The sequence below is a fragment of the Mesorhizobium sp. YIM 152430 genome (assembly GCF_029210365.1).
Taxonomy (GTDB): Bacteria; Pseudomonadota; Alphaproteobacteria; order Rhizobiales; family Rhizobiaceae; genus Aliihoeflea.
The window spans coordinates 342,785-364,055 of record NZ_JARGES010000027.1 but is presented as its reverse complement, the minus strand read 5'-3'; the positions used below and the strand labels follow the sequence as shown (position 1 = coordinate 364,055).

General features: G+C 63.2%; 20 protein-coding genes and 2 tRNA genes. 13 read left to right on the top strand and 9 right to left on the bottom strand.

Annotated elements, in window-relative coordinates; genetic code table 11:
• Positions 1 to 15: 15 nt before the first annotated feature.
• Together argS and PZ895_RS09520 are read right to left on the bottom strand one after the other, a co-directional pair.
• On the bottom strand, positions 16 to 1,770 hold the full coding sequence (gene argS, locus PZ895_RS09525) for an arginine--tRNA ligase (protein ID WP_275838775.1): 1,755 nt from the start codon (positions 1,768 to 1,770) through the stop codon (positions 16 to 18).
• Between the two features lie 57 nt (positions 1,771 to 1,827).
• Positions 1,828 to 3,012, bottom strand: coding sequence for a deoxyguanosinetriphosphate triphosphohydrolase (locus PZ895_RS09520; protein WP_275838774.1), 1,185 nt, complete (start codon positions 3,010 to 3,012; stop codon positions 1,828 to 1,830).
• An 83-nt stretch (positions 3,013 to 3,095) separates the two neighbouring features.
• Here PZ895_RS09520 and erpA point away from each other — a divergent pair, with 83 nt between their 5' ends.
• From erpA to PZ895_RS09500, 4 genes are all read left to right on the top strand, one after another.
• On the top strand, positions 3,096 to 3,446 hold the full coding sequence (gene erpA, locus PZ895_RS09515) for an iron-sulfur cluster insertion protein ErpA (RefSeq protein ID WP_275838773.1): 351 nt from the start codon (positions 3,096 to 3,098) through the stop codon (positions 3,444 to 3,446).
• A complete protein-coding gene (xth, locus tag PZ895_RS09510) occupies positions 3,447 to 4,247 on the top strand; it encodes an exodeoxyribonuclease III (RefSeq protein WP_275838772.1) in 801 nt (266 codons plus the stop codon). It begins immediately after the preceding gene.
• Positions 4,248 to 4,283: 36 nt separating this feature from the next.
• Complete coding sequence (locus PZ895_RS09505; RefSeq protein WP_275838771.1) at positions 4,284 to 4,571, top strand: hypothetical protein; 288 nt, start codon at positions 4,284 to 4,286, stop codon at positions 4,569 to 4,571.
• Positions 4,572 to 4,658: 87 nt separating this feature from the next.
• Positions 4,659 to 5,090: a hypothetical protein gene (locus tag PZ895_RS09500; protein WP_275838770.1), complete on the top strand. Its 432-nt coding sequence runs from the start codon at positions 4,659 to 4,661 to the stop codon at positions 5,088 to 5,090.
• A gap of 19 nt (positions 5,091 to 5,109) precedes the next feature.
• Here the strand turns inward: PZ895_RS09500 and PZ895_RS09495 are convergent.
• Positions 5,110 to 5,183: transfer RNA gene (locus PZ895_RS09495), tRNA-Gly, on the bottom strand.
• Between the two features lie 33 nt (positions 5,184 to 5,216).
• Positions 5,217 to 5,301, bottom strand: a tRNA-Tyr gene (locus tag PZ895_RS09490).
• A gap of 197 nt (positions 5,302 to 5,498) precedes the next feature.
• On the opposite strand from PZ895_RS09490, the gene PZ895_RS09485 reads away from it, so the two are divergent.
• From PZ895_RS09485 to PZ895_RS09455, 7 genes are all read left to right on the top strand, one after another.
• On the top strand, positions 5,499 to 6,359 hold the full coding sequence (locus tag PZ895_RS09485) for an RNA methyltransferase (protein ID WP_275838769.1): 861 nt from the start codon (positions 5,499 to 5,501) through the stop codon (positions 6,357 to 6,359).
• A gap of 72 nt (positions 6,360 to 6,431) precedes the next feature.
• On the top strand, positions 6,432 to 7,736 hold the full coding sequence (gene pncB / locus PZ895_RS09480) for a nicotinate phosphoribosyltransferase (protein WP_275838768.1): 1,305 nt from the start codon (positions 6,432 to 6,434) through the stop codon (positions 7,734 to 7,736).
• Positions 7,737 to 7,917: 181 nt separating this feature from the next.
• The gene (locus PZ895_RS09475) at positions 7,918 to 8,883 is read left to right on the top strand and encodes an ABC transporter ATP-binding protein (protein ID WP_275838767.1); all 966 of its coding nucleotides are present in this window, start codon (positions 7,918 to 7,920) and stop codon (positions 8,881 to 8,883) included.
• Complete coding sequence (locus PZ895_RS09470) at positions 8,873 to 9,913, top strand: oligopeptide/dipeptide ABC transporter ATP-binding protein (protein ID WP_275838766.1); 1,041 nt, start codon at positions 8,873 to 8,875, stop codon at positions 9,911 to 9,913. The genes PZ895_RS09475 and PZ895_RS09470 overlap by 11 nt, the downstream gene beginning before the upstream one ends.
• 87 nt (positions 9,914 to 10,000) lie before the next feature.
• The gene (locus PZ895_RS09465; protein ID WP_275838765.1) at positions 10,001 to 11,707 is read left to right on the top strand and encodes a peptide ABC transporter substrate-binding protein; all 1,707 of its coding nucleotides are present in this window, start codon (positions 10,001 to 10,003) and stop codon (positions 11,705 to 11,707) included.
• A 97-nt stretch (positions 11,708 to 11,804) separates the two neighbouring features.
• Complete coding sequence (locus PZ895_RS09460; RefSeq protein ID WP_275838764.1) at positions 11,805 to 12,818, top strand: ABC transporter permease; 1,014 nt, start codon at positions 11,805 to 11,807, stop codon at positions 12,816 to 12,818.
• Complete coding sequence (locus PZ895_RS09455; RefSeq protein WP_275838763.1) at positions 12,811 to 13,767, top strand: ABC transporter permease subunit; 957 nt, start codon at positions 12,811 to 12,813, stop codon at positions 13,765 to 13,767. Before PZ895_RS09460 ends, PZ895_RS09455 begins: the two co-directional genes overlap by 8 nt.
• Here PZ895_RS09455 and PZ895_RS09450 read toward each other — a convergent pair whose 3' ends face one another.
• Positions 13,768 to 14,967, bottom strand: a complete 1,200-nt coding sequence (locus tag PZ895_RS09450; protein ID WP_275838762.1) for an MFS transporter — start codon at positions 14,965 to 14,967, stop codon at positions 13,768 to 13,770.
• Positions 14,968 to 15,080: 113 nt separating this feature from the next.
• Complete coding sequence (locus PZ895_RS09445) at positions 15,081 to 15,911, bottom strand: aldo/keto reductase (RefSeq protein WP_275838761.1); 831 nt, start codon at positions 15,909 to 15,911, stop codon at positions 15,081 to 15,083.
• A gap of 85 nt (positions 15,912 to 15,996) precedes the next feature.
• Between PZ895_RS09445 and PZ895_RS09440 the strand changes: the two genes are divergently transcribed.
• Both PZ895_RS09440 and PZ895_RS09435 read left to right on the top strand, forming a co-directional pair.
• A complete protein-coding gene (locus PZ895_RS09440; protein WP_275838925.1) occupies positions 15,997 to 16,974 on the top strand; it encodes a heparan-alpha-glucosaminide N-acetyltransferase in 978 nt (325 codons plus the stop codon).
• The gene (locus PZ895_RS09435) at positions 16,971 to 17,447 is read left to right on the top strand and encodes an isoprenylcysteine carboxylmethyltransferase family protein (RefSeq protein WP_275838760.1); all 477 of its coding nucleotides are present in this window, start codon (positions 16,971 to 16,973) and stop codon (positions 17,445 to 17,447) included. Before PZ895_RS09440 ends, PZ895_RS09435 begins: the two co-directional genes overlap by 4 nt.
• Here the strand turns inward: PZ895_RS09435 and PZ895_RS09430 are convergent, their stop codons facing one another.
• The 3 genes from PZ895_RS09430 to PZ895_RS09420 form a co-directional block, all read right to left on the bottom strand.
• Complete coding sequence (locus PZ895_RS09430; protein WP_275838759.1) at positions 17,448 to 17,834, bottom strand: MerR family DNA-binding transcriptional regulator; 387 nt, start codon at positions 17,832 to 17,834, stop codon at positions 17,448 to 17,450. It abuts the gene before it with no gap.
• 130 nt (positions 17,835 to 17,964) lie between these two features.
• Positions 17,965 to 19,371 carry a magnesium transporter gene (mgtE, locus tag PZ895_RS09425; RefSeq protein WP_275838758.1) on the bottom strand — a complete coding sequence of 469 codons (1,407 nt, stop codon included), beginning with the start codon at positions 19,369 to 19,371 and terminating at the stop codon, positions 17,965 to 17,967.
• Between the two features lie 290 nt (positions 19,372 to 19,661).
• Positions 19,662 to 21,233 carry a GMC family oxidoreductase gene (locus PZ895_RS09420; protein WP_275838757.1) on the bottom strand — a complete coding sequence of 524 codons (1,572 nt, stop codon included), beginning with the start codon at positions 21,231 to 21,233 and terminating at the stop codon, positions 19,662 to 19,664.
• Positions 21,234 to 21,271: the final 38 nt, after the last annotated feature.

Sequence of the window (21,271 nt, the reverse complement as noted above, 5' to 3'; positions counted from 1 at the left end):
TTTCCTCTAAGGCAATCAGCGCATTTCGGACGGAGCATCCGCCCCGACCAGCGCGAGCCCCGACGAAAGAACGTTGGACACCGCCTGCACCATTCCGAGCCTGGCACGCGTCAATTCTGGGTCGTTAACCTTAATAAAGCGTAAGTCGTTGTTGTCCGTCCCGCGGTTCCAGTGGCCGTGAAGCGCGCTGGCAAGGTCGTAGAGATAGAATGCCAGTCGGTGCGGCTCCTGGGCAAGGGCTGCCGATTCGATCAGCCGTGGAAATTCGACGAGTTTGCGGATCAGCGCCAGTTCGCCCTCGTCGGTGAGGCGATGGGCGGCCTCCTTCATCGCCGCTTCGTCGATCCAGTCCGTGCCGAGCTGCTCCTTGGCCTGGCGGAACACCGAATGGCAGCGCGCGGAAGCATACTGGACGTAGAAGACGGGATTGTCCTTCGACTGCTCGGTGACCTTCGCGAAATCGAAATCGAGCGGCTCGGAATTCTTGCGGTAGAGCATCATGAAGCGGATCGCGTCGCGGCCGACCTCGTCGACGACGTCGCGAAGGGTGACGAACTCCCCTGCCCGCTTGGACATGCGCACCGGCTCGCCACCCCGGAAGAGCTTGACGAGCTGGCACAGCAGGACCTTGACCTCAAGCTTGTCGCCGGCCAGAGCCTTGGCGAGCGCCTCCAGCCGCTTGACGTAGCCGCCATGATCGGCGCCGAGGATGAAAACGAGCTGCTCGAATCCGCGCTGATATTTGTCTTTCATGTAGGCGACGTCGGCGGCGAAATAGGTGAACTGGCCGTCCGACTTCATCAGCGGCCGGTCGATGTCGTCGCCGACGCCGGTCGACTTGAACAGCGTCTGCTCGCGGTCCTCCCAATCGTCGGGCAACTGGCCCTTCGGCGGCGGCAGCTTGCCCTTGTAGACATGACCCTTGAGCGTCAGATCATTGATCGCCGACAGGATCGCGCCGCCATTCGCGCCGTGCAGGCTGCGCTCGGAGAAAAAGACGTCGTGATGGACGTTGAGCGCGGCGAGATCCTCACGGATCATCGCCATCATGGCGTCGATCGTGCGGTCCTTGACGATGGCGAGCGCTTCCTCCGACGGCATTTCGAGGAGCTTCGAACCGAATTCGGCCGCCAGCGCCTGGCCGACCGGGACGAGGTAATCGCCCGGATAGAGGCCGGCCGGGATTTCGCCGATGCGTTCGCCGAGCGCCTCGCGATAGCGCACCATCACCGACTGCGCCAGCACGTCGATCTGCGCGCCGGCGTCGTTGATGTAATATTCCTTGGTCACGTCATGGCCGGCGAAGGCGAGGAGATTGGCGAGCGCATCGCCGACGACCGCGCCGCGACAATGGCCGACATGCATGGGGCCGGTCGGATTGGCGGAGACATATTCGACATTGACCTTGCGCCCGGCGCCGAGGCTGGACCGCCCGTAATCCTTGCCGCCATCCAGGATTTCGCCGAGGCGGGCCTGCCAGAAGGCGTCGTTCAGGCGCAGATTGACGAAGCCGGGGCCGGCGACATCGACCGCGGCGACATCCGGGTCCGCCTTCAGCGCTTCGGCGAGGCGTTCGGCCAGCGCGCGGGGGTTGGTTCTGGCAGGCTTCGCCAGCACCATCGCGGCGTTGGTCGCGAGATCGCCGTGGCTCGGATCGCGCGGTGGCTCCACCGTCACGCGCGAAAGATCGACCGTGCCCGACTCCGTGTGCAGGTCGAAGCTCTGCACGATCCGTGCGATCCGTGCGTTGAATTCGGCGAAGATGTTCATCGAAGGCCAATCTCGTCAGATGAAATGCGCGCGCGAGGCCCGCGCGATGGCGCGGCCCTAGCCCAAATCGGGGGTATGGTCAAACAGGCGGCGGTGTTCGCGCAGCGCGTAGGTGTCGGTCATGCCGGCGAGGAAATCGCCGACGAGGCGGGCGCGTGCACCTTCGTCGAGCAGCGCGCGCGGGTCGCGCCAGTCGTCCGGCAAGGCGGTGTCGTCGGCCATGTAGCGATCAAACAGCTCGCGGACGATGAGGTCCGCGGAGGCGCGTACGCGCATCACTTGAGGATGGCGATACAAGTGGCCGTAAAGGAAGGATTTCAATTCCGCTTCGGCGCGTCGCATCGGTTCGGAGAAGGTCACGAGCGTTGTGCCCGCGGTATGCACGTCGGAGGCGGATCGGGGCGCGAGGCGTTCGATCCTGTCGCTTGCGGTTGCGATGACGTCCTCGACCATCAATGTGATCTGGCGCCGCATCAGTTCGTGGGCGGTGCGGACAGGGTCGAGAGCGGGGTACTGCCTGCGCACGCCGGCGAGGATTCCGGCGCAGAGCGGCACCTCCTCCAGCATGTCGAGCGAGATCAGCCCGGCGCGCAGGCCGTCGTCGATGTCGTGCGTGTCGTAGGCGATGTCGTCGGCGATGGCGGCCGCCTGCGCTTCGAGGCCGGCGTGTCGGTCGAGTTCGAGGTCGTGGCGCAGGTTGTATTCGACTATAGCAGGCGGGATGTCGCCGGTCAGCGGGCCGTTGTGCTTGACGAGGCCTTCCAGTGTTTCCCACGACAGGTTGAGGCCGTCGAAATCGGCGTAGCGGCGCTCGAGTTCAGTGACGATGCGCATCGACTGCGCATTGTGGTCGAAGCCGCCCCAGGGCCGCATCTTCTCGTCGAGTGCGTCCTCACCCGTATGGCCAAAGGGCGTGTGGCCGAAATCGTGGACGAGCGCCACGGCTTCGGCCAAGTCTTCGTCGAGGCGCAGCGCGCGCGCCAATGCCCGCGCGATCTGGGCAACCTCGATGGAATGGGTCAGCCGCGTGCGGAAATGGTCGCCCTCATGGGCGATGAAGACCTGCGTCTTGTGCTTCAGCCGCCGAAAGGCTGTCGAGTGGATGATCCGGTCGCGGTCGCGCTGGAAGGGCGTGCGCGTTGCGCTTTCCGGCTCCGGCACGAGGCGGCCGCGGGTTTGCGCCGGGTCGCTCGCATAGTCCGCTCGCGGCCGGTAGCCGAAACCGATCTCGGTCGTGTTCACCTTGCCGTCACCTGCTGCCGCTTCGTTGACTTGTCCCCGCCGGCTTCATACCTATGGTGCGAATGCGAACGCAAGGTGACGCCATGGGCATGGACGCCAAGACCGACATGAAATCCGTGGAAGTGAGCGACGCCGCGATCCGCCGCGTGGCCACCATCCTGCGCGACGAGCCGGGAAAGACCGCACTGCGCGTTGCCGTCGAGGGCGGCGGGTGCTCGGGATTCTCCTACACTTTCGATCTGGTGGAGAGCCAGAACGACGACGATCTCGTCATCGAGCGCGATGGCGCCAAGGTGCTGATCGACGAGATCTCGCTGGTCTATATGGGCGGATCGGTGATCGATTTCGTGGATGATCTGATGGGCCAGTCCTTCCAGATCCGCAATCCGAACGCGGTCGCGTCCTGCGGCTGCGGCACGAGCTTTGCCATCTGAATGAAGATCGCGACCTGGAACATCAACGGCGTCAAGGCGCGCATCGATAACCTCCTGCACTGGCTTTCCGAGAGCCAGCCCGACATCGCCTGCCTGCAAGAGATCAAGTCGGTCGACGAGAATTTCCCCCGGATGGAAATCGAAGCCCTCGGCTATCACGTCGAGACGCACGGACAGAAGGGTTTCAACGGGGTTGCGATCCTGTCCAAGCTGCGCTTCGACGAGGTCAATCGCGGGCTGGCCGGGGACGAGAAGGATGTGCAGGCCCGCTTCATCGAAGGCGTGTTTTCGACGGACCGGGGCGTGCTGCGCGTGGTCTCGCTCTATCTGCCGAACGGCAACCCGGTGGATACCGACAAATTTCCCTACAAGCTCGGCTGGATGGAACGGCTGGAACGCTGGGCACAGGCGCGGCTTTCTCTTGAAGAGCCCCTGGTGCTTGCGGGCGACTACAATGTCATTCCCGAACCCCAGGACGCGCGCCACCCCGAGAACTGGATCGGCGACGCGCTTTTCCAGCCTGAAACCCGTCAGGCCTTTCGACGGCTTGGAAATCTCGGCTTCATCGATGCGTTCAGATCGGTGTCCGATGCGCGCGACGCCTACTCCTTCTGGGACTATCAGGCGGGTGCCTGGCAGAAGAACAATGGCATCCGCATCGATTTCCTGATGCTGTCGCCGGAAGCGGCCGCACGGCTTCGATCGTCGGACATCGAAAAACACGTCCGAGCCTGGGAAAAACCGTCCGACCACGTCCCGGTCGTCATCGATCTCGATATGGATTTCGCGCAAGCTGCCTGAGATGACGCACGGTCATCGACTGTGCTATGTTGCGGCATGTTCGATATTCTGTTCATCGCAGCGATGATGCTCGGCTCGGCAACGGAGGCTCCCGTCGCCACGGGCCCGACCTGCCATGCGAACGGCCTCGTTTTCGGTCAGGGAGAGGTCGCCTGCCTTGATATTCCGTGCGCCCCGCAACTGGCGCGCTGCGGCATGGTGTTGAACAATTCGGCCTGGATCAAGATTCAGGATGGCTGCGTGGTAAGTTCGCAGCTTGGCTCGACGCTGCGGGCGCACGCGAACCCGCAAGGTCACCTTCGACCAGTTCCGAACGAGCACTAACCCGAATGGCTTACAACTGGCCACTTGCGTTCCGCAGTCGTCATTTGATAGTTGGTTGAAGTTTAGTTCACGTTCAGGGCATCTTCGATGAAGCAAGCGTCCGCGCCGACCGTCTGGGTCACCGACCTTCATCCCGTGCCGGGACAACCGCTTTCGCAACTCGCCCTCCACAACAAGGTCGGAAACAGCAAAAGCTACCGCGTGTGCCGCGCAACGCTGCAAAATGTCGTCTTTTCCGAACTGACCATTTCGACGCTTTGCCATCCCGACGGGGTCGTCTACCCTTGCCCGGATGGCCTCGAGGAAGGCGTGCTGGACACGCAGTTTCGCGAAAATCGCCTGACTGGCCGTCCGCTGGACCTGCTCGTGGAAAATGCCATCGCGCTTCTGATCAACGAGCCTTCCGAGGACGCGCTCCAGCAATTGCAAACGCTGCGGCTACGGCTCTTGCGCGCGCTCGATGCCGTGGACGATCGCATGGAGAAGCTGGAGCAACGCACCGGGTCGCGGCGCCAATAGCCATCCTCGCGAAACAGGCTGGAGCGGGTAGCGGGAATCGAACCCGCGTATTCAGCTTGGAAGGCTGCTGCTCTACCATTGAGCTATACCCGCCTCTTGCGAGGTACAACTGACGATGCGGACCGGTGGTGGAGGGGGCTGGATTCGAACCAGCGTACGCATAGCGAACGGATTTACAGTCCGTCTCCTTTAACCACTCGGACACCCCTCCGTAAGACCGCATCGGAGCCGTGCAACGAGGCTTGGCTTGCAGACCGCACCGGAACCGAAGTTCAAGCGAAATCTGCGATGCGCCTTATGGCGGCATGGCGAAAAGCTGTCAACCGCGCCCGCGCCGATTGTCCGGAAATTCGCCATGACCCAGCGTCGCCCCATGTCCAAGGGTCGTCGCGCTCGCTATAGAGGGCCATGAGCGAGAAGAAAACGCCCCCGGCCGGCACGGCCCGAGACACCCATTACGCAAAGCTGCGCCGCAAGTTTCGCGACGAGAAGGCCGGCGGTCCGGTCTTCAGGCCGAGGGCGCCCATAGAAGCGGGTCCGCAGCCCGAAGACGGCTCGATCAGGCTTTACGGCATCCACACCGTTCGCGCGGCGCTGGACAATCCGCGCCGCAAGATCAACCGCCTGCTCGTGACGCGCAATGCGCTGGCGCGTCTCGAACTGAGCGAGCCGCTCGATCTGCCCTACCCGGCCGAGATCGTGGAGCCGCGCGATATCGACAAGCTCGTCGGCTCCGACGCCGTTCATCAGGGCGCGCTTGTCGAGACGCTGCCGCTCAAACCCAAGCGACTGGCGGACTTGAAGGACACGCGCCTTCTTCTCGTGCTCGACCAGGTGACCGATCCGCACAATGTCGGCGCCATCATGCGTTCGGCCGTCGCATTCTCGGCCGGCGCGCTGATCACGACGGGCCGGCACAGCCCCCAGGAATCGGGCGTGCTGGCGAAATCGGCCTCCGGCGCGCTGGAGCATGTCGACCATATCGAGGTGCGCAACCTCGCCGACGCGCTCGGCGAACTCTCCCAACTCGGCTTCCAGACGGTCGGGCTCGATTCCGACGGGCCGGCCGTGCTTGAAGACAGCTTCGCCGGCGAGCGTATCGCACTCGTACTGGGCGCGGAGGGCAAGGGGCTGCGCCAGAAGACGCGCGAAACCGTTTCCGCCCTCGCCCGGCTCGACATGCCCGGCGCGATACGCTCGCTCAACGTGTCGAATGCGGCGGCGATCGCGCTTTATGCCGCGCACCGCCATCTGGGCCAAAAGGCGTAGCTTGAGTTTGGCCAGCTTTCGTGCTGGCCTTCCCAAGGAGCGCCCAAGGCGCTGAGGGAAAAGACACGCATCATGATCAAGACCGACATCGCGCGCCGGGTCTACAACCACACCTGGAAGCTCGACCCCATCATCCGCAGCCTGCTGGATACGGATTTCTACAAGCTGCTGATGCTGCAGATGATCCGGGGCGTCTATCCGAATGTGGATGCGACCTTCACGCTGATCAACCGGACGAAATCCGTGCGCCTCGCCGACGAGATCGACGAGGGGGAACTGCGCGCGCAACTCGACCATGCCCGCTCACTGCGGTTCTCCAAGAAGGAGATGATCTGGCTCGGCGGCAACACCTTCTACGGCAAGAGCCAGATCTTCCGGCACGACTTCCTGCGCTGGCTGGCCGATTTCCGGCTGCCGGAATACGAGCTGACCCGCAAAGACGGGCAGTTCGAGCTGACGTTCCACGGCCGCTGGCACGACACGACGATGTGGGAAATCCCGGCACTCGCGATCATCAACGAGTTGCGCTCGCGCGCGGCGCTGAAATCGATGGGTCGCTTCGCGCTGGACGTCACCTATGCGCGGGCGAAGGCACGCGTCTGGGAAAAGGTCGAGCGGCTGCGCGCCTATCCCGATTTGCGCATTTCCGATTTCGGCACCAGACGAAGGCATTCGCATCTATGGCAGCGCTGGTGCGTTGAAGCCCTGAAGGAAGGGATCGGCCCTTCCCTGACCGGCACGTCGAACGTTCTTCTGGCCATGGACACCGACCTCGAGGCGCTCGGCACCAACGCGCACGAACTGCCGATGGTGCTGGCGGCGATGGCGAATTCGGATGCCGAACTCATGAGCGCGCCCTATCGCGTGCTGCAGGACTGGCAAAGCTATTATGGCGGCAACCTCCTGATCGTCCTGCCCGACGCATTCGGCACCGAATCCTTCCTGCGCGGCGCGCCGGACTGGGTCGGCCAGTGGACGGGTTTCCGGCCCGACAGCGCACCGGCCATCGAGGGCGGGGAGCGCATCATCCGCTGGTGGAAGGAGCGCGGTGTCGATCCGCAGGAAAAGCTGATCATCTTTTCCGACGGGCTCGACGTGGACACGATCGAACGGGCCTATCTGCATTTCAATGGCCGCGTGCGCATGGCGTTCGGCTGGGGAACGAACCTGACCAACGATTTCCACGACTGCGCGCCGGAACGCAACGAAGCGCTGAAGGCGATCTCGCTCGTCTGCAAGGTGACATCGGTCAATGGCCGGCCGGCGGTGAAGCTTTCCGACAATCCGGAAAAGGCGACGGGCGACGCGGGCGAAATCGAGCGCTATCTGCGTGTCTTCGGCGGAAAGGAACGTGTCCGACAGCCCGTAACCGTCTGATAAATCAGCATAGCTGATCAAAAATTCCGCAACCGGCGAAATTGCTCGATTCCCGGCTTGAAATGCGCGAGCGGCGATGCTCACATGCGGGCAAGACGACTTTTCGATTGCCCGCAGCCGCTGCTCACCGCAGCCCGTTTCGTGAGTAGATACGATAAGCCAGGTCCTCGAAGTTCGCGATTTGCGTACTCACTTCCACACCCAGGACGGTGTGGTTCACGCCGTCAACGGCATCAGCTTCCATCTGGACGAAGGCGAACTCCTCGCCGTGGTCGGCGAAAGCGGATCGGGCAAGAGCGTGGCGATGATGTCGCTGATGCAGCTCCTGCCGATGCCGCCCGCCGAAATCGCGTCGGGCAAGGTGACTTTCCAGGGCCAGGATCTCATCAAGCTGAAGGCTTCGCAGATCCGCCAGGTGCGCGGCTCGCGCATCGGCTTCGTCTTCCAGGACCCGATGACCTCGCTCAACCCCGTGTTCACCGTCGGCTACCAGATCATGGAGCCGCTGCGCGAGCATATGGGCCTGTCGAGGAAGCAGGCCCGCAAGCGGGCCATCGAGCTTCTCGAACTCGTCGGCATACCGGCGGCCGGCCAGCGCATCGACGACTATCCGCACCAGTTTTCCGGCGGAATGCGCCAGCGCGTCGTCATCGCCATCGCGCTTGCCTGCGATCCGAAAGTGCTGATCGCCGACGAACCGACGACCGCGCTCGACGTGACGGTTCAGGCGCAGATTCTCGAGCTGATCAAGGAACTGCGTCACAAGCTCGGCATGGCGATCATCTGGATCACGCATGATCTGGGCGTGGCGGCCGGCATCGCCGACCGGATCGTCGTCATGTATGGCGGCCAGATCGTCGAACATGCGGCGGTCGGGGATCTTTTCGACGATCCGCAGCATCCCTATACGCGCGCGCTGCTCGATTCCTTGCCCGGCAGCCACCAGGCGCACGAAAAGCTGCGCTCGATCGCCGGTCAGCCGCCCCTGCTTTTGAACCAGCCGGATTTCTGTCCGTTTTCCGCGCGCTGCAGTCATGTCTTCGACAAATGCCTGAGACAGAATCCGCCGCTGATCGCCGTCAAGGGGGATCATCGCTCGGCCTGCTGGTGGGACCCGGAAACCGGAGGCGCGCGCGATGTCGGCTGAGACGATTGAACGCGCCGCGCATCATGCCCCGACCGACCGGACGCTGGTCGCGATCGACAATCTCAAAGTCCATTTTCCGATCCACAAGGGCATCCTGCGCCGCAAGGCCGGGGCGGTACGGGCCGTCGACGGGCTCTCCTTCGACATCAAGAAGGGCGAAACGCTGGGTCTCGTCGGGGAATCGGGCTGCGGCAAGTCGACCACGGGCCGCGCTCTGCTGCGGCTCTACCGCGCCAGCGACGGCAGGATCGTCTTCGACGGCACCGACATCGCGTCGCTCGAAGGCGATGCCCTGCGGCGTCAGCGTCCCCGGATGCAGATGATCTTCCAGGATCCGCAGGCTTCGCTCAACCCGCGCATGACCGTCGGCGCGATCATCGCCGAACCGCTCGTCGAACATGGCGTGATGGACGCCAAGGGCCGCAAGGCGCGGGTGCGCGAACTGCTCGATGCGGTCGGGATGAACCCCGACTACGTCAACCGTTATCCGCACGAATTTTCCGGCGGGCAGCGCCAGCGAATCGGCATCGCACGGGCGCTCGCGCTCGATCCCGAATTCATCGTCTGCGACGAGCCGATCGCGGCACTCGACGTTTCCATCCAGGCGCAGGTGGTGAACCTGCTGGAGGATTTGCAGGCCAAGCTCGGTCTGACCTATCTTTTCATCAGCCACGACCTTTCCATGGTCAAGCACATCGCCGACCGCGTCGCGGTGATGTATCTCGGCAAGATGGTCGAACTGGCCGATGTCGAGACCCTGTTCGCGTCGCCGAAGCATCCCTACACCAAGGCGCTTTTGTCCGCCGTGCCTGTCCCCGATCCGAAGATCGAGGCGAACCGGCGCCGCATCATCCTGACGGGCGACATTCCCGATCCGGCCAACCCGCCGGCAGGATGCCGCTTCTGCACACGCTGCCCGGAGGTCTTCGACCGCTGCCGGGTCGAGGAACCGGCCTGGCGCGAGGTGCAGCCAGGCCATTTTGCCGCATGTCATCGTATCGAAGGAGGAGAGGCGTCGAGCACGACGTAGGAATTTCCGCATGTCGCACCGTGGAGGATGGGAGCCAAAGCGATGCGAAAGACCAGCAAAATCAATAATATCGTAAGGGGAAATGCAATGAAGAAACTGACGATTTTCCTGACGGGAACGGCAGCAGCCATCGCCATGACGGCCGGCGCCGCCCAGGCCGAGCGCGGCAGCGACGGCCATCTCAACATTCTCTACTGGCAGGCTGTCTCGATCCTCAATCCGTTCCTTTCGGGCGGCACGAAGGATGTCGAAGGCTCCTCGCTGATCATCGAGCCGCTGGCCAAGTTCAACGAGAAGGGCGAGATGGTCCCTGCCCTCGTTGACGAAATCCCGACGGTGGAAAATGGCGGTGTCGCCGAAGACCTGAGGTCGATCACCTGGGTCATCTCCGAAGGACTGATGTGGTCCGACGGTACGCCGGTGACGGCGGAAGACGTCAAGTTCACCGCCGAATACTGCATGGCCGAAGATGGCGGCTGCCAGCAGGTCGCGAACTTCACCGACGTCGAGAGCGTCGAGGCCGTCGACGAACGCACGGTCAAGGTCAATTTCTCGGTCGCCAAGCCTTATCCCTATGGCCCGTTCGTCGGCGCTCAATCACCGATCATCCAGAAGGCGCAATTCGAAAACTGCGTTGGTGCGCGCGCACCCGAATGCACGGAGGCCAATTTCGGCCCGATCGGCACCGGTCCGTTCGTCGTCACGCGCTTTGCCGCCAATGACGTGATCGAGCTGGAAGCCAATCCGAATTATCGCGATGCGGCCAAACCAGCATTCGCGACGGTGACGCTCAAGGGCGGTGGCGATGCAGCCTCGGCGGCGCGCGCGGTGCTCGAAACCGGCGAATTCGATTATGCCTGGAACCTTCAGGTCGAGCCGGAAATCCTGGCGCAGATGGAAGCTGCCGGACGCGGCGAACTGATTTCGTCCTTCGGCACGTCCGTCGAACGCATCAACCTCAACATGACCGATCCGAGCCCGGACAAGGGCGCCGATCGCTCGACCGTCGAGGCAGGGCCGCATCCGTTCCTGTCCGATCCGGCCGTTCGCCGCGCGCTGTCCATCTCGCTCGACCGCGAACTCATCGTGGAAGCGGGCTATGGCGAGACGGGACGTCCGACCTGCAACATCCTGCCGGCGCCGGAAGCCTACGCATCGACCAATGTCGACTGGTGCCTGACGCAGGACATCGAGGAAGCCAACCGCCTGCTCGACGAGGCCGGCTGGATGCCGGGTGGCGACGGTATCCGCGAGAAGGACGGCGTTCGCCTGTCGATCCTCTACCAAACCTCGACAAACTCGGTGCGTCAGGCGACGCAGGCGCTCGTCAAGGACATGTGGCAGCAGATCGGCGTCGAGACCGAATTGCGCAATATCGATGCGGCGGTCTTCTTCGGCGGCGATCCGGCAAGCCCTGACACGTTCCAGAAGTTTTTTGCCGATGTCGAGATGTACACCAACAATTTCGACGGAACCGATCCCGAGAAATACATGGCCGAATGGATCTGCGCAGACGCTCCGAAGCCGCAGAATGGCTGGCTGGGCGCCAACATTCCCCGGTTCTGCTCGGAGGAATATGACGCGCTGGTCAAGAAGATGGGTGAGACGGCTCCGCTCGAGGAGCGCCAGGCGCTCGCCATCCAGATGAACGATATCCTGACCAATGAAGGCGCGCATATCCCACTCGTCCACCGTGGTGACGTTTCCGCAAGGGCGATGACACTCAACGGCGTCCTGATGAATTCATGGGACTCCGAGCTGTGGAACGCGGCCGACTGGACCCGCGCTGAATAGACCCGAAACCGGCATCCGCATGTGACCCATGCGGATGCCTTTTGACGGGCATGAAGCAAAGCCGCGCGTCTGAACGCGTCGGCCGGAGTTCGGTCACATGTTTCACTATACGCTGAGGCGCCTGATGTTCGCGGTGCCGACATTGTTCGTCATCAGCTTCATCATTTTCGCGCTGCTCGACCTTGCGCCGAACGATCCGACCGGCAACCTGCCGCTGACGATCCCGCCTGAGGTGCGCGAGCAGATCCGCATGTCCCTCGGTCTGGGCGAGCCGTTTCACATCCGCTATCTCAAGTGGTTGCAGCAGTTCTTCGTGGCCGAACCGCTCAATTTCATCCAGCAGGCTTTCGGCATCGAGATCGGCAATTCGGCCGAGCGCGTGCGCATCCGCTCCTGGGCGACGCGCAGCCCGGTCGTCGACCTGATCGTCGAGCGCCTGCCGCAGACGCTCTGGGTCGTCGGCATGTCCTATGTCGTCGGCATCCTGATCGCCCTGCCCGTCGGCATCATCTCGGCCTACCGGCAATATTCCTGGTTCGACCAGATCGGCACCTTCGTATCGATGGTCGGCTTTTCGGTCCCGACCTTCTTCACCGGCGTGGTGCTGATCGTCGTCTTCTCGGTCTATCTCGGCTGGTTCCCGTCGATCTACGACACCACGCATCGTGTGACGGACTGGAACAGTTTCTGGATACAGGTGCGCCAGATGGTGCTGCCGGTGATGGTGCTGGCGCTCTACAACGCGGCCCAGTTGAGCAGGTTCGTCCGCGCGTCGATGCTCGACAATCTCAACCAGGACTATGTGCGCACGGCCCGCGCCAAGGGCATGAAGGAGAAGGTCGTCCTGCTGGTCCACGTGCTGCGCAACAGTCTGATCCCGGTCGTGACCGTCATCGCGCTCGGCATCCCGACGATCTTTTCAGGCGCGATCATCACCGAGCAGATCTTCCGGGTGAACGGGCTTGGCCAGCTACTGATCATCGCGATCCAGGGCGCGGACATTCCGCTCGTTCAGACGCTGACCTTCATCTTCGCCGTGCTCATCATCCTGTGCAACCTGATCGCCGACATCCTTTACGGCATTCTCGATCCGAGGATTCGCTATGACTGATCAGGTCTCGATGGCACCCGAAAAGGTCATTCCGCCCGCGCCCGGCTCGCCCGTCGCCGCCGAACCGCGCAAGCAGCGCACGCTGACGGCCGATGTCTGGCGCCAGTTCCGCCAGCACAAGGGCGGCGTTATCGGCGCAATCGTCTTCCTGACGATCATCTTCCTGGTCGTCTTCGGCCCCTCGATCCACGGCGTCGATCCTTCGGCGCTCAATGTGCGCGAACGCAATGCCGGCGTGTCGTGGGCACACCCGATGGGAACCGACAATCTGGGCCGGGATACCTTCGCGCAAATCCTTGCCGGCGGGCGCACCTCGCTTGCCGTCGGGGTAACCGCGATGCTTCTGTCGCTGTTGCTCGGCACGGCAATCGGCGTCCTGGCAGGTTATTTCAGGAAGCTCGAAGGTCCGCTGATGCGGTTGACGGACCTGTTCCTCGCCTTGCCTCTGCTGCCGCTTCTGCTCGTCATCATCATGCTCTTCCGCGATACGCTGCGGCGTTCCTTCGGACCGGAGACGGGCATATTCCTGCTGATCGTCTTCGTCATCGGCATCACGAGCTGGATGCAGACGGCGCGCATCGTGCGCGGCGCGGTGCTGTCGGTGAAGGAGCAGGAATTCGTGCTCGCCGCCAAGAGCATCGGCACGCGCGAAAGGCGGATCATCAGCCGGCATATCCTGCCCAACGTCCTGTCGCCGATCATGGTGTCGGCGACACTCGGCATAGCGACCGCCATCATCACGGAATCGGCGCTGAGTTTCCTCGGCCTCGGTTTCCCGTCGGACTACCCGACCTGGGGCCGGTTGCTCTTCGACGGCGTAAACTTCATGCAGATCAATCCGTCGCGCGTGATCTGGCCGGGACTGGCGATCTCGCTCACCGTGCTTTCGGTGAACTATATCGGCGACGGCATTCGCGACGCGCTCGATCCGCGCATTCGCGGGCGGTAGTCAGATGCGGCGTGGCAGATAATGCCACGTCACCACCGCACAGACCGCCATCAGGACCGCGAGCGAGGCGAAAACGCCGCCGAGGCCGAAGAAGATCAGAATGATGGAATAGACCAGCGGCGGCATCAATTCGGACAGGTCGAGATAGGTGCGGTAGACCGCCGTCATCTGCGCGCGTTCATGGGTACGCACGGCGCGCATGAAGACGACCGAGCCGAGCGCGTCGAGCGCGACGCCGAAGAAGGCCGTGACAAGCAGGAACGCGCCGGCGACCCACGGAGACGTTTCGCCCGCGATCGCCGCGACCGTGAGCCCGATCGCCATGCCGCCAAACGCCACGGCCATCGTGCGGCGCGCGCCGAAGCGTGCGCCAAGTCGTCCCCAGAAGAGTGCCGTGAAAAGCAGCGCATTGCCGGCCGAGACGATGAGCCCGCCGGCAAGGCTGCCCTGTCCAGTCACCACCATCAAGAGCGGCGCATAAACGAAAAAGCTCGTCCAGAAGCAGGAGCGGCCGAAGGCGATGAACCAGGCGAGCCTGAGACGCGGCTGTGCGACGAAGCGGCCGATATTGACCAGCGGATTGGCGGGCCTGGTCTTGCCGGGGCGAATGGCGGCATTGTCCGACAGGCGAAAATACCAGAAAAAGCACAGGAGGACCGCCGCGAACATCGCCACGGCGCCGTGTGCCGCCCACAAGCCGAAGTGGGCATAGAGCGTGACGCCGAGCGTCGGACCGCACGTCCAGGCGATGGTGGACCAGGCCATGCGCAGCGATTCCGACTGGATGAACTGCGTCTTGCGGATGTGGTCCATGATGTAGAGGTTGAGCGTGATCGACAGCGCCGACGCGCCGATGACGCGCGCAAGCATACCGCCGAGCTGGCCGGCCAGCGTGCCGGTGACCAGGCAAAGCGAGCCCAGCCCCAAGAGAAGGACGCCCACCGTGTAGACGCGCCTGCGTGCGAAACGATCGATCGCGAGCGGCATGAAAAGGGTAGCGGACAGGCCAAGCAGAGCGACGAGCGTATAGGTCAGCGAGACGGCCTGCTCGCTGCGCAAAAGCTCATAGGCCTGGATCGGTATGACGCTTGCGACCGACGCGCGGGCGAAGGATTCCAGCGTGAAGAGGACCGCAAAGGTGCGTGCGCCGGCGGCGGGCGCGGCCGGAAGCCAGATCGGATGACGGACCTGCGCAACCACTGCTACCTCCCTGATCCAGAAGGAGCTATGCGGCGGCGGCGGTGATCGGGTTAGAAGGAAATCGTCATCGGGTGACGCAATTTCATCTGGACCAATGAGCGGTTTGCCACTCCTCAGGCGGCATCCCATTGCGGGGAGAAATCGAAGTCGCAGATTCGGGCGTTTCGCGCAGCAAGCCCCGAGATCGCGGCCATTTCGGCGCCGGTCAGGGCAAAGTCGAAGATGTCGAGATTTTCGGCGAGCCGTTGCTTGCGCGTCGTGCGCGGGATGGCGACGACGCCGTCCTGCTGGACGTGCCAGCGCAGCACGACCTGACCCGGCGTCCTGCCGTGCGCCGCCGCAGCATTCGCAACGGCAGGCTCGGCGAAAAGGTCGCCGCCGCGCGCCAGCGGGCAGTAGGACGTCATCGCCATGCCGGCCTTGGCGCAGGCGGCATGGACTTTCGACTGGTCCAGATAGGGATGATGCTCGACCTGATTGGCGACGAGCGGCGCATCAGACAACGCCAGCGCTTCGGAGAGGAGGCCGGTCGGGAAGTTCGAGACGCCGATATGGCGCGTCCGCCCGTCGCTTCTGGCCTGATTGAGCGCCTCGATCGTCTCGCCCAGCGGGATGTCCGGGTTCGGCCAGTGGATCAGCAGAAGATCGACCTCGTCGAGCTTCAGACGCTCTAGGCTCTGCTCGACCGAGCGTCGGAAATCGGCGGCGGCCAGGTCGGTCCACCAGACCTTGGTGGTGAGGAAGACCTCGTTTCGCGCGATCCCGGCCCGGCGCAGTCCTTCGCCGACATCGGCCTCATTGCCATACATGGCCGCCGTGTCGAGATGGCGGTAGCCGATTTCGAGAGCATGGGCGACGAGATCGGCACAATCCTCGCCCTTAAGCGTCCAGGTGCCGAGACCGATGGCCGGGATGCTGGCGCCGTTCGCGTCAATTCTGTGCATGGTCCGGTCTATCCTTATGCTTGGCCGCGTCGGGCGATTTCATGCTACCGACGGGTGACATCGAGATTCTTGAATGACCGACCTAATGCACAGCGCGCCCAAAAACAAATCCCGGATCGAACTGATCGACGCCGCGCGCGGGTTCGCCCTGGTCGCGATGGCGATCTATCATTTCGCCTGGGATCTCGAATTCTTCGGCTATGCGACGCCCGGCATGACGGCAGTCGGCGGGTGGCGGCTTTTCGCACGGTCCATAGCCTCGTCCTTCCTGTTTCTCGTCGGCTTCAGCCTCTTTCTCGCGCATGTGCGGGGGGTGCGGTGGCAACCCTTCTGGTGGCGTTTGCTTCAGGTGGGCGGGGCCGCCGTGGCGATCACGCTCGTCACCTATTTCGCGACGCCGGACGCCTTCATCTTTTTCGGCATCCTGCATCACATCGCAGTGGCGAGCCTCGTGGGGCTATTCTTCCTGCGCCTGCCGGCCGTGGCCGTCGCAGCCCTTGCGGCCGGCGTGATCGTCCTGCCTGCGGTGTGGCGGAGCGATGTCTTCAACGGCATGGCGCTCGCCTGGACGGGGCTTGCGTCGGTCAATCCGCGGTCCAACGATTTCGTGCCTCTTTTTCCATGGTTCGGCGCGGTTATGCTCGGCATGGCGGCGGCGAAGGTCGCGCTCGGATCGGGGTGGACGGAACGCAAGGCGGGCACGCCGCTTCCCGGCTGGACGGGGCCACTGCAATTTGCCGGCCGGCACAGCCTTGCGGTCTATCTGCTGCATCAGCCGATCCTGATCGGCCTGATCTTTCTCGCCTCGCTGGTCGTGCCGCCACAAGCGGAAGAGCCACGTACCGGCTTCCTTCGGGCCTGCGAGGCCCAATGCGTCCAGATGCGCGATGCAGCGTTCTGCGAGGCGTATTGCGGATGCGTGGTTGCCGAGATCGACGGCGACGCGCGCGCCGGAGAGATTTATACTGGTGCGCCGAGCGAGACTGCGACGGCGTGGCTCAGCGAGATTGCCGCTCAGTGCTCGATTTCGACCGATCTGGACGCTCCGGGAGAGTATGAATGAGAACCGCCGATCAGCCGCCGATGCGTTTTTCCTGGCCGCCCGTCATTCTCCTGTCAGCCGTGGCGCTGGCGATCCTTCTCGGCACGATGGCGCCGCTGCCCTGGCTGCGCGGCCCTTTCGCCGAGTTTCTTGCCGGGATCGGTGCGCTGTTCATCGTGGGCGGCGCGACGCTCGCGGTGCTGGCCGTCACGCGGTTCCGGAAAACCGGAACGCCGGTTGCGCCGACATCCGCCGCCCAGCGCCTCGTTACGGACGGACCGTTCGCGATCAGCCGCAACCCGATCTATCTCGGCGGCGTCACGATCCTGATCGGGCTCGCCCCGGTCACGCGCAATCCCTGGTTCATCCTTGCAGGTTTTGCCGCCGGACTTGCCATCAGCTTCATAGCCATACGCCCGGAAGAACGCCATCTCGACCGGCGCTTCGGCAAGGCCTATCGCGACTACTCGAAACGGGTACGGCGCTGGTTTTAGCTATGTCGTGACGCCCAGTTCGGCAAGGCGCTCGACGCAGGCTTCCTCCGCGCCGTCGAGTTCGGACAGGGTTTCTTCGAGGTCACGCCGCTTCTGGCGCAAATCCTCGCGTTTTTCCTCGATGCGCTTGATCATCAACTTGAGCTGACCCACCTCGCCCGGCGGCTCGCGATACATCTGGATGATTTCGCGAATCTCGTTGATGGAAAAGCCGAGACGCTTGCCGCGCATGATCTGCTTGATCAGATGGCGATCCGCAGGACGGAACAGGCGCGTGCGGCCGCGCCGCACCGGAAGAACCAGTCCTTCGTCTTCATAGAACCGCAAGGTGCGGGTCGATACGCCGAACTCCCGCGTGAGCTCGGTGATCGTGTAGAATTCCCGCATTCACCTATCCGATCAAGCACTTGAAACCTGCGCGAGATTGCCACGGCATTTACGTAAAAGTCAATTGCGCCGGCTCAATGTCGGGTATCGGAACGACCCGAAAACCGGATTCCACTTTTCGGTCCGATGGCTAAAGCAGGCCGAACCACCATGTCGCGAGACCGAGAAAGGCGAAGAAGCCGACGACATCGGTGATGGTGGTGACGAAGACGGCCGAGGCGACGGCCGGGTCGGCGCCGACCTTGTCGAGCAGCAGGGGCACGAGAATGCCCGCGAGGGCTGCGGTGAACAGGTTGATCAACATCGCGGCGGCGATGACAAGGCCGATATCGGTCGAAAACCAGAACGATGCGATACCGCCGACGAGGACCGCGAACAAAAGGCCGTTGATCAGCCCGACGCCCATTTCGCGGCGGATGATGCGGCCGGCATTGTAGATGTCGAGGTCGCGGGTGGCGAGCGCGCGCACGGTGACCGTCATGGTCTGCGAGCCCGCATTGCCGCCCATGCCGGCGACGATCGGCATCAGGATCGCGAGCGCGACGATCTCCTGGATGGTCGCGTCGAAAAGCCCGATGACCGAAGCGGCCAGAAAGGCCATGACGAGGTTGATCAAAAGCCACGGCACGCGGGAGCGCGAGGTGGTGCGAACCGAATCCGACAATTCCTCGTCGCCGACGCCGCCCATGCGCAGAAGATCTTCCTCAGCCTCTTCCTGGATGACGTCGACGACGTCATCGATGGTGAGCACGCCGACGAGGCGTTCGTTCTCGTCCACGACGGCGGCGGAGAGAAGATCGTACTGCTCGAACTCCTGCGCCGCCTCTTCCTGATCCATCGTGGCCGGAATGGCGTGACGCGTCTCGTGCATCACGTCCTCGATCCTGACCGTGCGCTGCGAGCGCAGGATGCGGTCGAGATCGACCGCCCCCATCAGTCGGAAGGTCGGATCGACGACGAAGATCTGGTGAAAGGAATCCGGGAGGTTCCTGTCCTCGCGCATGTAGTCGATCGTCTGGCCGACCGTCCAGAAAGGGGGCACGGCGACGAACTCGGTCTGCATACGGCGACCGGCCGTTTCCTCCGGGTAGTCGAGCGAGCGGCGCAGCCTGATCCGCTCGGTGAAGGGAAGCTGCTCGAGAATCTCGTCCTGATCCTCGCGGTCGAGATCCTCCAGAATGTAGACCGCGTCGTCCGAATCGAGTTCCTGGACGGCCTGCGCGATCTGCGCATTGGGCAGATGCTCGACGATGTCGAGACGGATCGCTTCGTCGACTTCGGTCAGGGCTGTAAAGTCGAACTCATCGCCCATGAGAACGACGAGGCTGCGACGCGCTTCGGGTGGCAATGCTTCGAGCAGATCGCCGATTTCCGACTGGTGGAGCACCGCGACTTCGCTTTTCAGCGTATCGGCGTCCAATCCGTCGATGGCATCGGTGATCCGGGCAAGGAAGTCCTGCCGGATCGCGCCGTCCTCATTGTAGATTTCGGGCCGAGCCTCTTCGCCGCCGCCGGTCTCTATGTCGTTGGCAGTCATCGGCGCCTCCATGGGTGTTCGAATGGAGCTTGAGAGTGTCGGGTGAAGGGATCGACCTTCTGGTCAGGTCGCGGTCGGCTCGTTTGCGTATGACGAAGGCGGCAAGGCCGCAAGCCCTCGCCCGGCAAAAACGCAAGGTGACGTGTGAAGGTTGCAGGGGGAAGGCAATCCGGCCGCTGGAAGCGGCGTAGATCGGGGTCGTCCGGGCTCACGCAGTGCAGTTTGTCATAACCACGCAAAAAATGGCGATACCGACAAGCGGTACCGCCCAAGTTTGCGGGGGATCGGAATCAAATCGTGCCGGACGACATCTCCCTGGCGATGTGGTCCGCCTGACGGATCGCGAGCGCGACGATGGTCAGGGTCGGGTTCTCGGCCGCGCCGGTCGTGAACTGGCTGCCGTCGGAGACGAACAGGTTCGCGATGTCGTGGGTCTGGCCCCATTGGTTGACGACGCCGTCCTCGGGCTTCTTGCTCATCCGGTTGGTGCCGAGATTGTGGGTCGAGGGATAGGGCGGCGTCGGGAAGGTGCGGGTCGCACCGACGGCGTCATAGAGCGCGATGCCTCGGCTGTAGGCGTGGTCGCGCATCGCGGTATCGTTCGGATGGTCGGTGAAGGCGACGTCCGGAACGGGCATCCCGTATTTGTCCTTGAGTTCCGTGTGAAGGGAAATGCGGTTGTTCTCCTGCGGCATGTCCTCGCCGACGATCCACAGCCCGGCCATGTGGTCGTACTGGTCGAGCGCGGATGCGAAGGACCGGCCCCAGCCGCCCGGATTGAGGAAGGCGGCCATGAAGGGCAGGCCGAGCGCCAGCGTCTCCAATTCGTAGCCGCCGACGAAGCCGCGCGACGGATCGTGCTTCGCCTCGTCGCGGATGATGCCGGCCATGGTCGTGCCGCGGTAGAAATGGACCGGTTGATCGAAGATGGCGTAGACAGAACCGGTCGTGTGACGCATGTAGTTCTTGCCGACCTGGCCGGACGAATTGGCGAGCCCGTCAGGATATTTCGACGAAGCCGAGTTCAAGAGCAGGCGCGGGCTTTCGATCGAATTGCCGGCCACGGCGACGATGCGGGCCTTCTGTTCCTGCAAATTGCCGTCCTTGTCGGCATAGACGACGCCTGTCACCTTGCCGCTGTCATCATGCTCGATCTTGATGACATGGCTTTCAGGCCGCACTTCCAGCTTGCCGGTCGCCTCGCCCTTGGGAATCTCGGTATAGAGCGTCGACCATTTCGCGCCCCATTTGCAGCCCTGGAAGCAGAAACCCGTCTGCTGGCATCCCATGCGATCATCGCGGAAGCCGGAATTGATCGCCATGTTGCCGGTGTGGCAATCGGTGTAGCCGAGCTTGTCGGCCCCGGCCTTCAATATCTTGAAGTTGTTGTTGCCGGGCAGACCCTCGATGCCGTGGGTCCGGGTCACGCCCATCTTGTCCTCTGCCTTCTCGTAGTAGGGTTCGAGATCGGCAAGAGTGATCGGCCAGTCGAGAAGACTGGCGCCTTCGACGGGCCCGTAATTGGTCAGCGTCTTGAATTCGTGCTCCTGGAAGCGCAGCGAGGCGCCGGCCCAGTGGGTCGTCGTGCCGCCGACTGCCTTGACGATCCATGCCGGCAGATTGGGAAAGTCCTTCGCCACGCGCCAACTGCCGGAGGTGGTACGGTTGTCAAGCCAAGCCAACTGGCCGAATGAATCCCATTCGTCGTTGATGAAGTCCTCATATTCGATGCGCGGCCCGGCTTCGAGCACGACCACATCGACACCCTTCTGGGCGAGTTCGTTGGCCAGCGTGCCGCCGCCGGCGCCCGAACCGATGATGACGACGACAGTGTCGTCGGAAAGTGCATAAGGAGCAGGCATGATATCCTCCCGGAAACCTGTCTATGGCTGAATGATCG

What these genes read in the sequence shown, in the direction of transcription:
- argS (WP_275838775.1), bottom strand. Translation starts at nt 1,770, where the DNA reads ATGAACATCTTCGCCGAATTCAACGCACGGATCGCACGGATCGTGCAG.
- erpA (WP_275838773.1), top strand. Translation starts at nt 3,096, where the DNA reads ATGGGCATGGACGCCAAGACCGACATGAAATCCGTGGAAGTGAGCGAC.
- xth (WP_275838772.1), top strand. Translation starts at nt 3,447, where the DNA reads ATGAAGATCGCGACCTGGAACATCAACGGCGTCAAGGCGCGCATCGAT.
- PZ895_RS09505 (WP_275838771.1), top strand. Translation starts at nt 4,284, where the DNA reads ATGTTCGATATTCTGTTCATCGCAGCGATGATGCTCGGCTCGGCAACG.
- PZ895_RS09500 (WP_275838770.1), top strand. Translation starts at nt 4,659, where the DNA reads ATGAAGCAAGCGTCCGCGCCGACCGTCTGGGTCACCGACCTTCATCCC.
- PZ895_RS09485 (WP_275838769.1), top strand. Translation starts at nt 5,499, where the DNA reads ATGAGCGAGAAGAAAACGCCCCCGGCCGGCACGGCCCGAGACACCCAT.
- pncB (WP_275838768.1), top strand. Translation starts at nt 6,432, where the DNA reads ATGATCAAGACCGACATCGCGCGCCGGGTCTACAACCACACCTGGAAG.
- PZ895_RS09470 (WP_275838766.1), top strand. Translation starts at nt 8,873, where the DNA reads ATGTCGGCTGAGACGATTGAACGCGCCGCGCATCATGCCCCGACCGAC.
- PZ895_RS09465 (WP_275838765.1), top strand. Translation starts at nt 10,001, where the DNA reads ATGAAGAAACTGACGATTTTCCTGACGGGAACGGCAGCAGCCATCGCC.
- PZ895_RS09460 (WP_275838764.1), top strand. Translation starts at nt 11,805, where the DNA reads ATGTTTCACTATACGCTGAGGCGCCTGATGTTCGCGGTGCCGACATTG.
- PZ895_RS09455 (WP_275838763.1), top strand. Translation starts at nt 12,811, where the DNA reads ATGACTGATCAGGTCTCGATGGCACCCGAAAAGGTCATTCCGCCCGCG.
- PZ895_RS09445 (WP_275838761.1), bottom strand. Translation starts at nt 15,911, where the DNA reads ATGCACAGAATTGACGCGAACGGCGCCAGCATCCCGGCCATCGGTCTC.
- PZ895_RS09440 (WP_275838925.1), top strand. Translation starts at nt 15,997, where the DNA reads ATGCACAGCGCGCCCAAAAACAAATCCCGGATCGAACTGATCGACGCC.
- PZ895_RS09435 (WP_275838760.1), top strand. Translation starts at nt 16,971, where the DNA reads ATGAGAACCGCCGATCAGCCGCCGATGCGTTTTTCCTGGCCGCCCGTC.
- PZ895_RS09430 (WP_275838759.1), bottom strand. Translation starts at nt 17,834, where the DNA reads ATGCGGGAATTCTACACGATCACCGAGCTCACGCGGGAGTTCGGCGTA.
- mgtE (WP_275838758.1), bottom strand. Translation starts at nt 19,371, where the DNA reads ATGACTGCCAACGACATAGAGACCGGCGGCGGCGAAGAGGCTCGGCCC.
- PZ895_RS09420 (WP_275838757.1), bottom strand. Translation starts at nt 21,233, where the DNA reads ATGCCTGCTCCTTATGCACTTTCCGACGACACTGTCGTCGTCATCATC.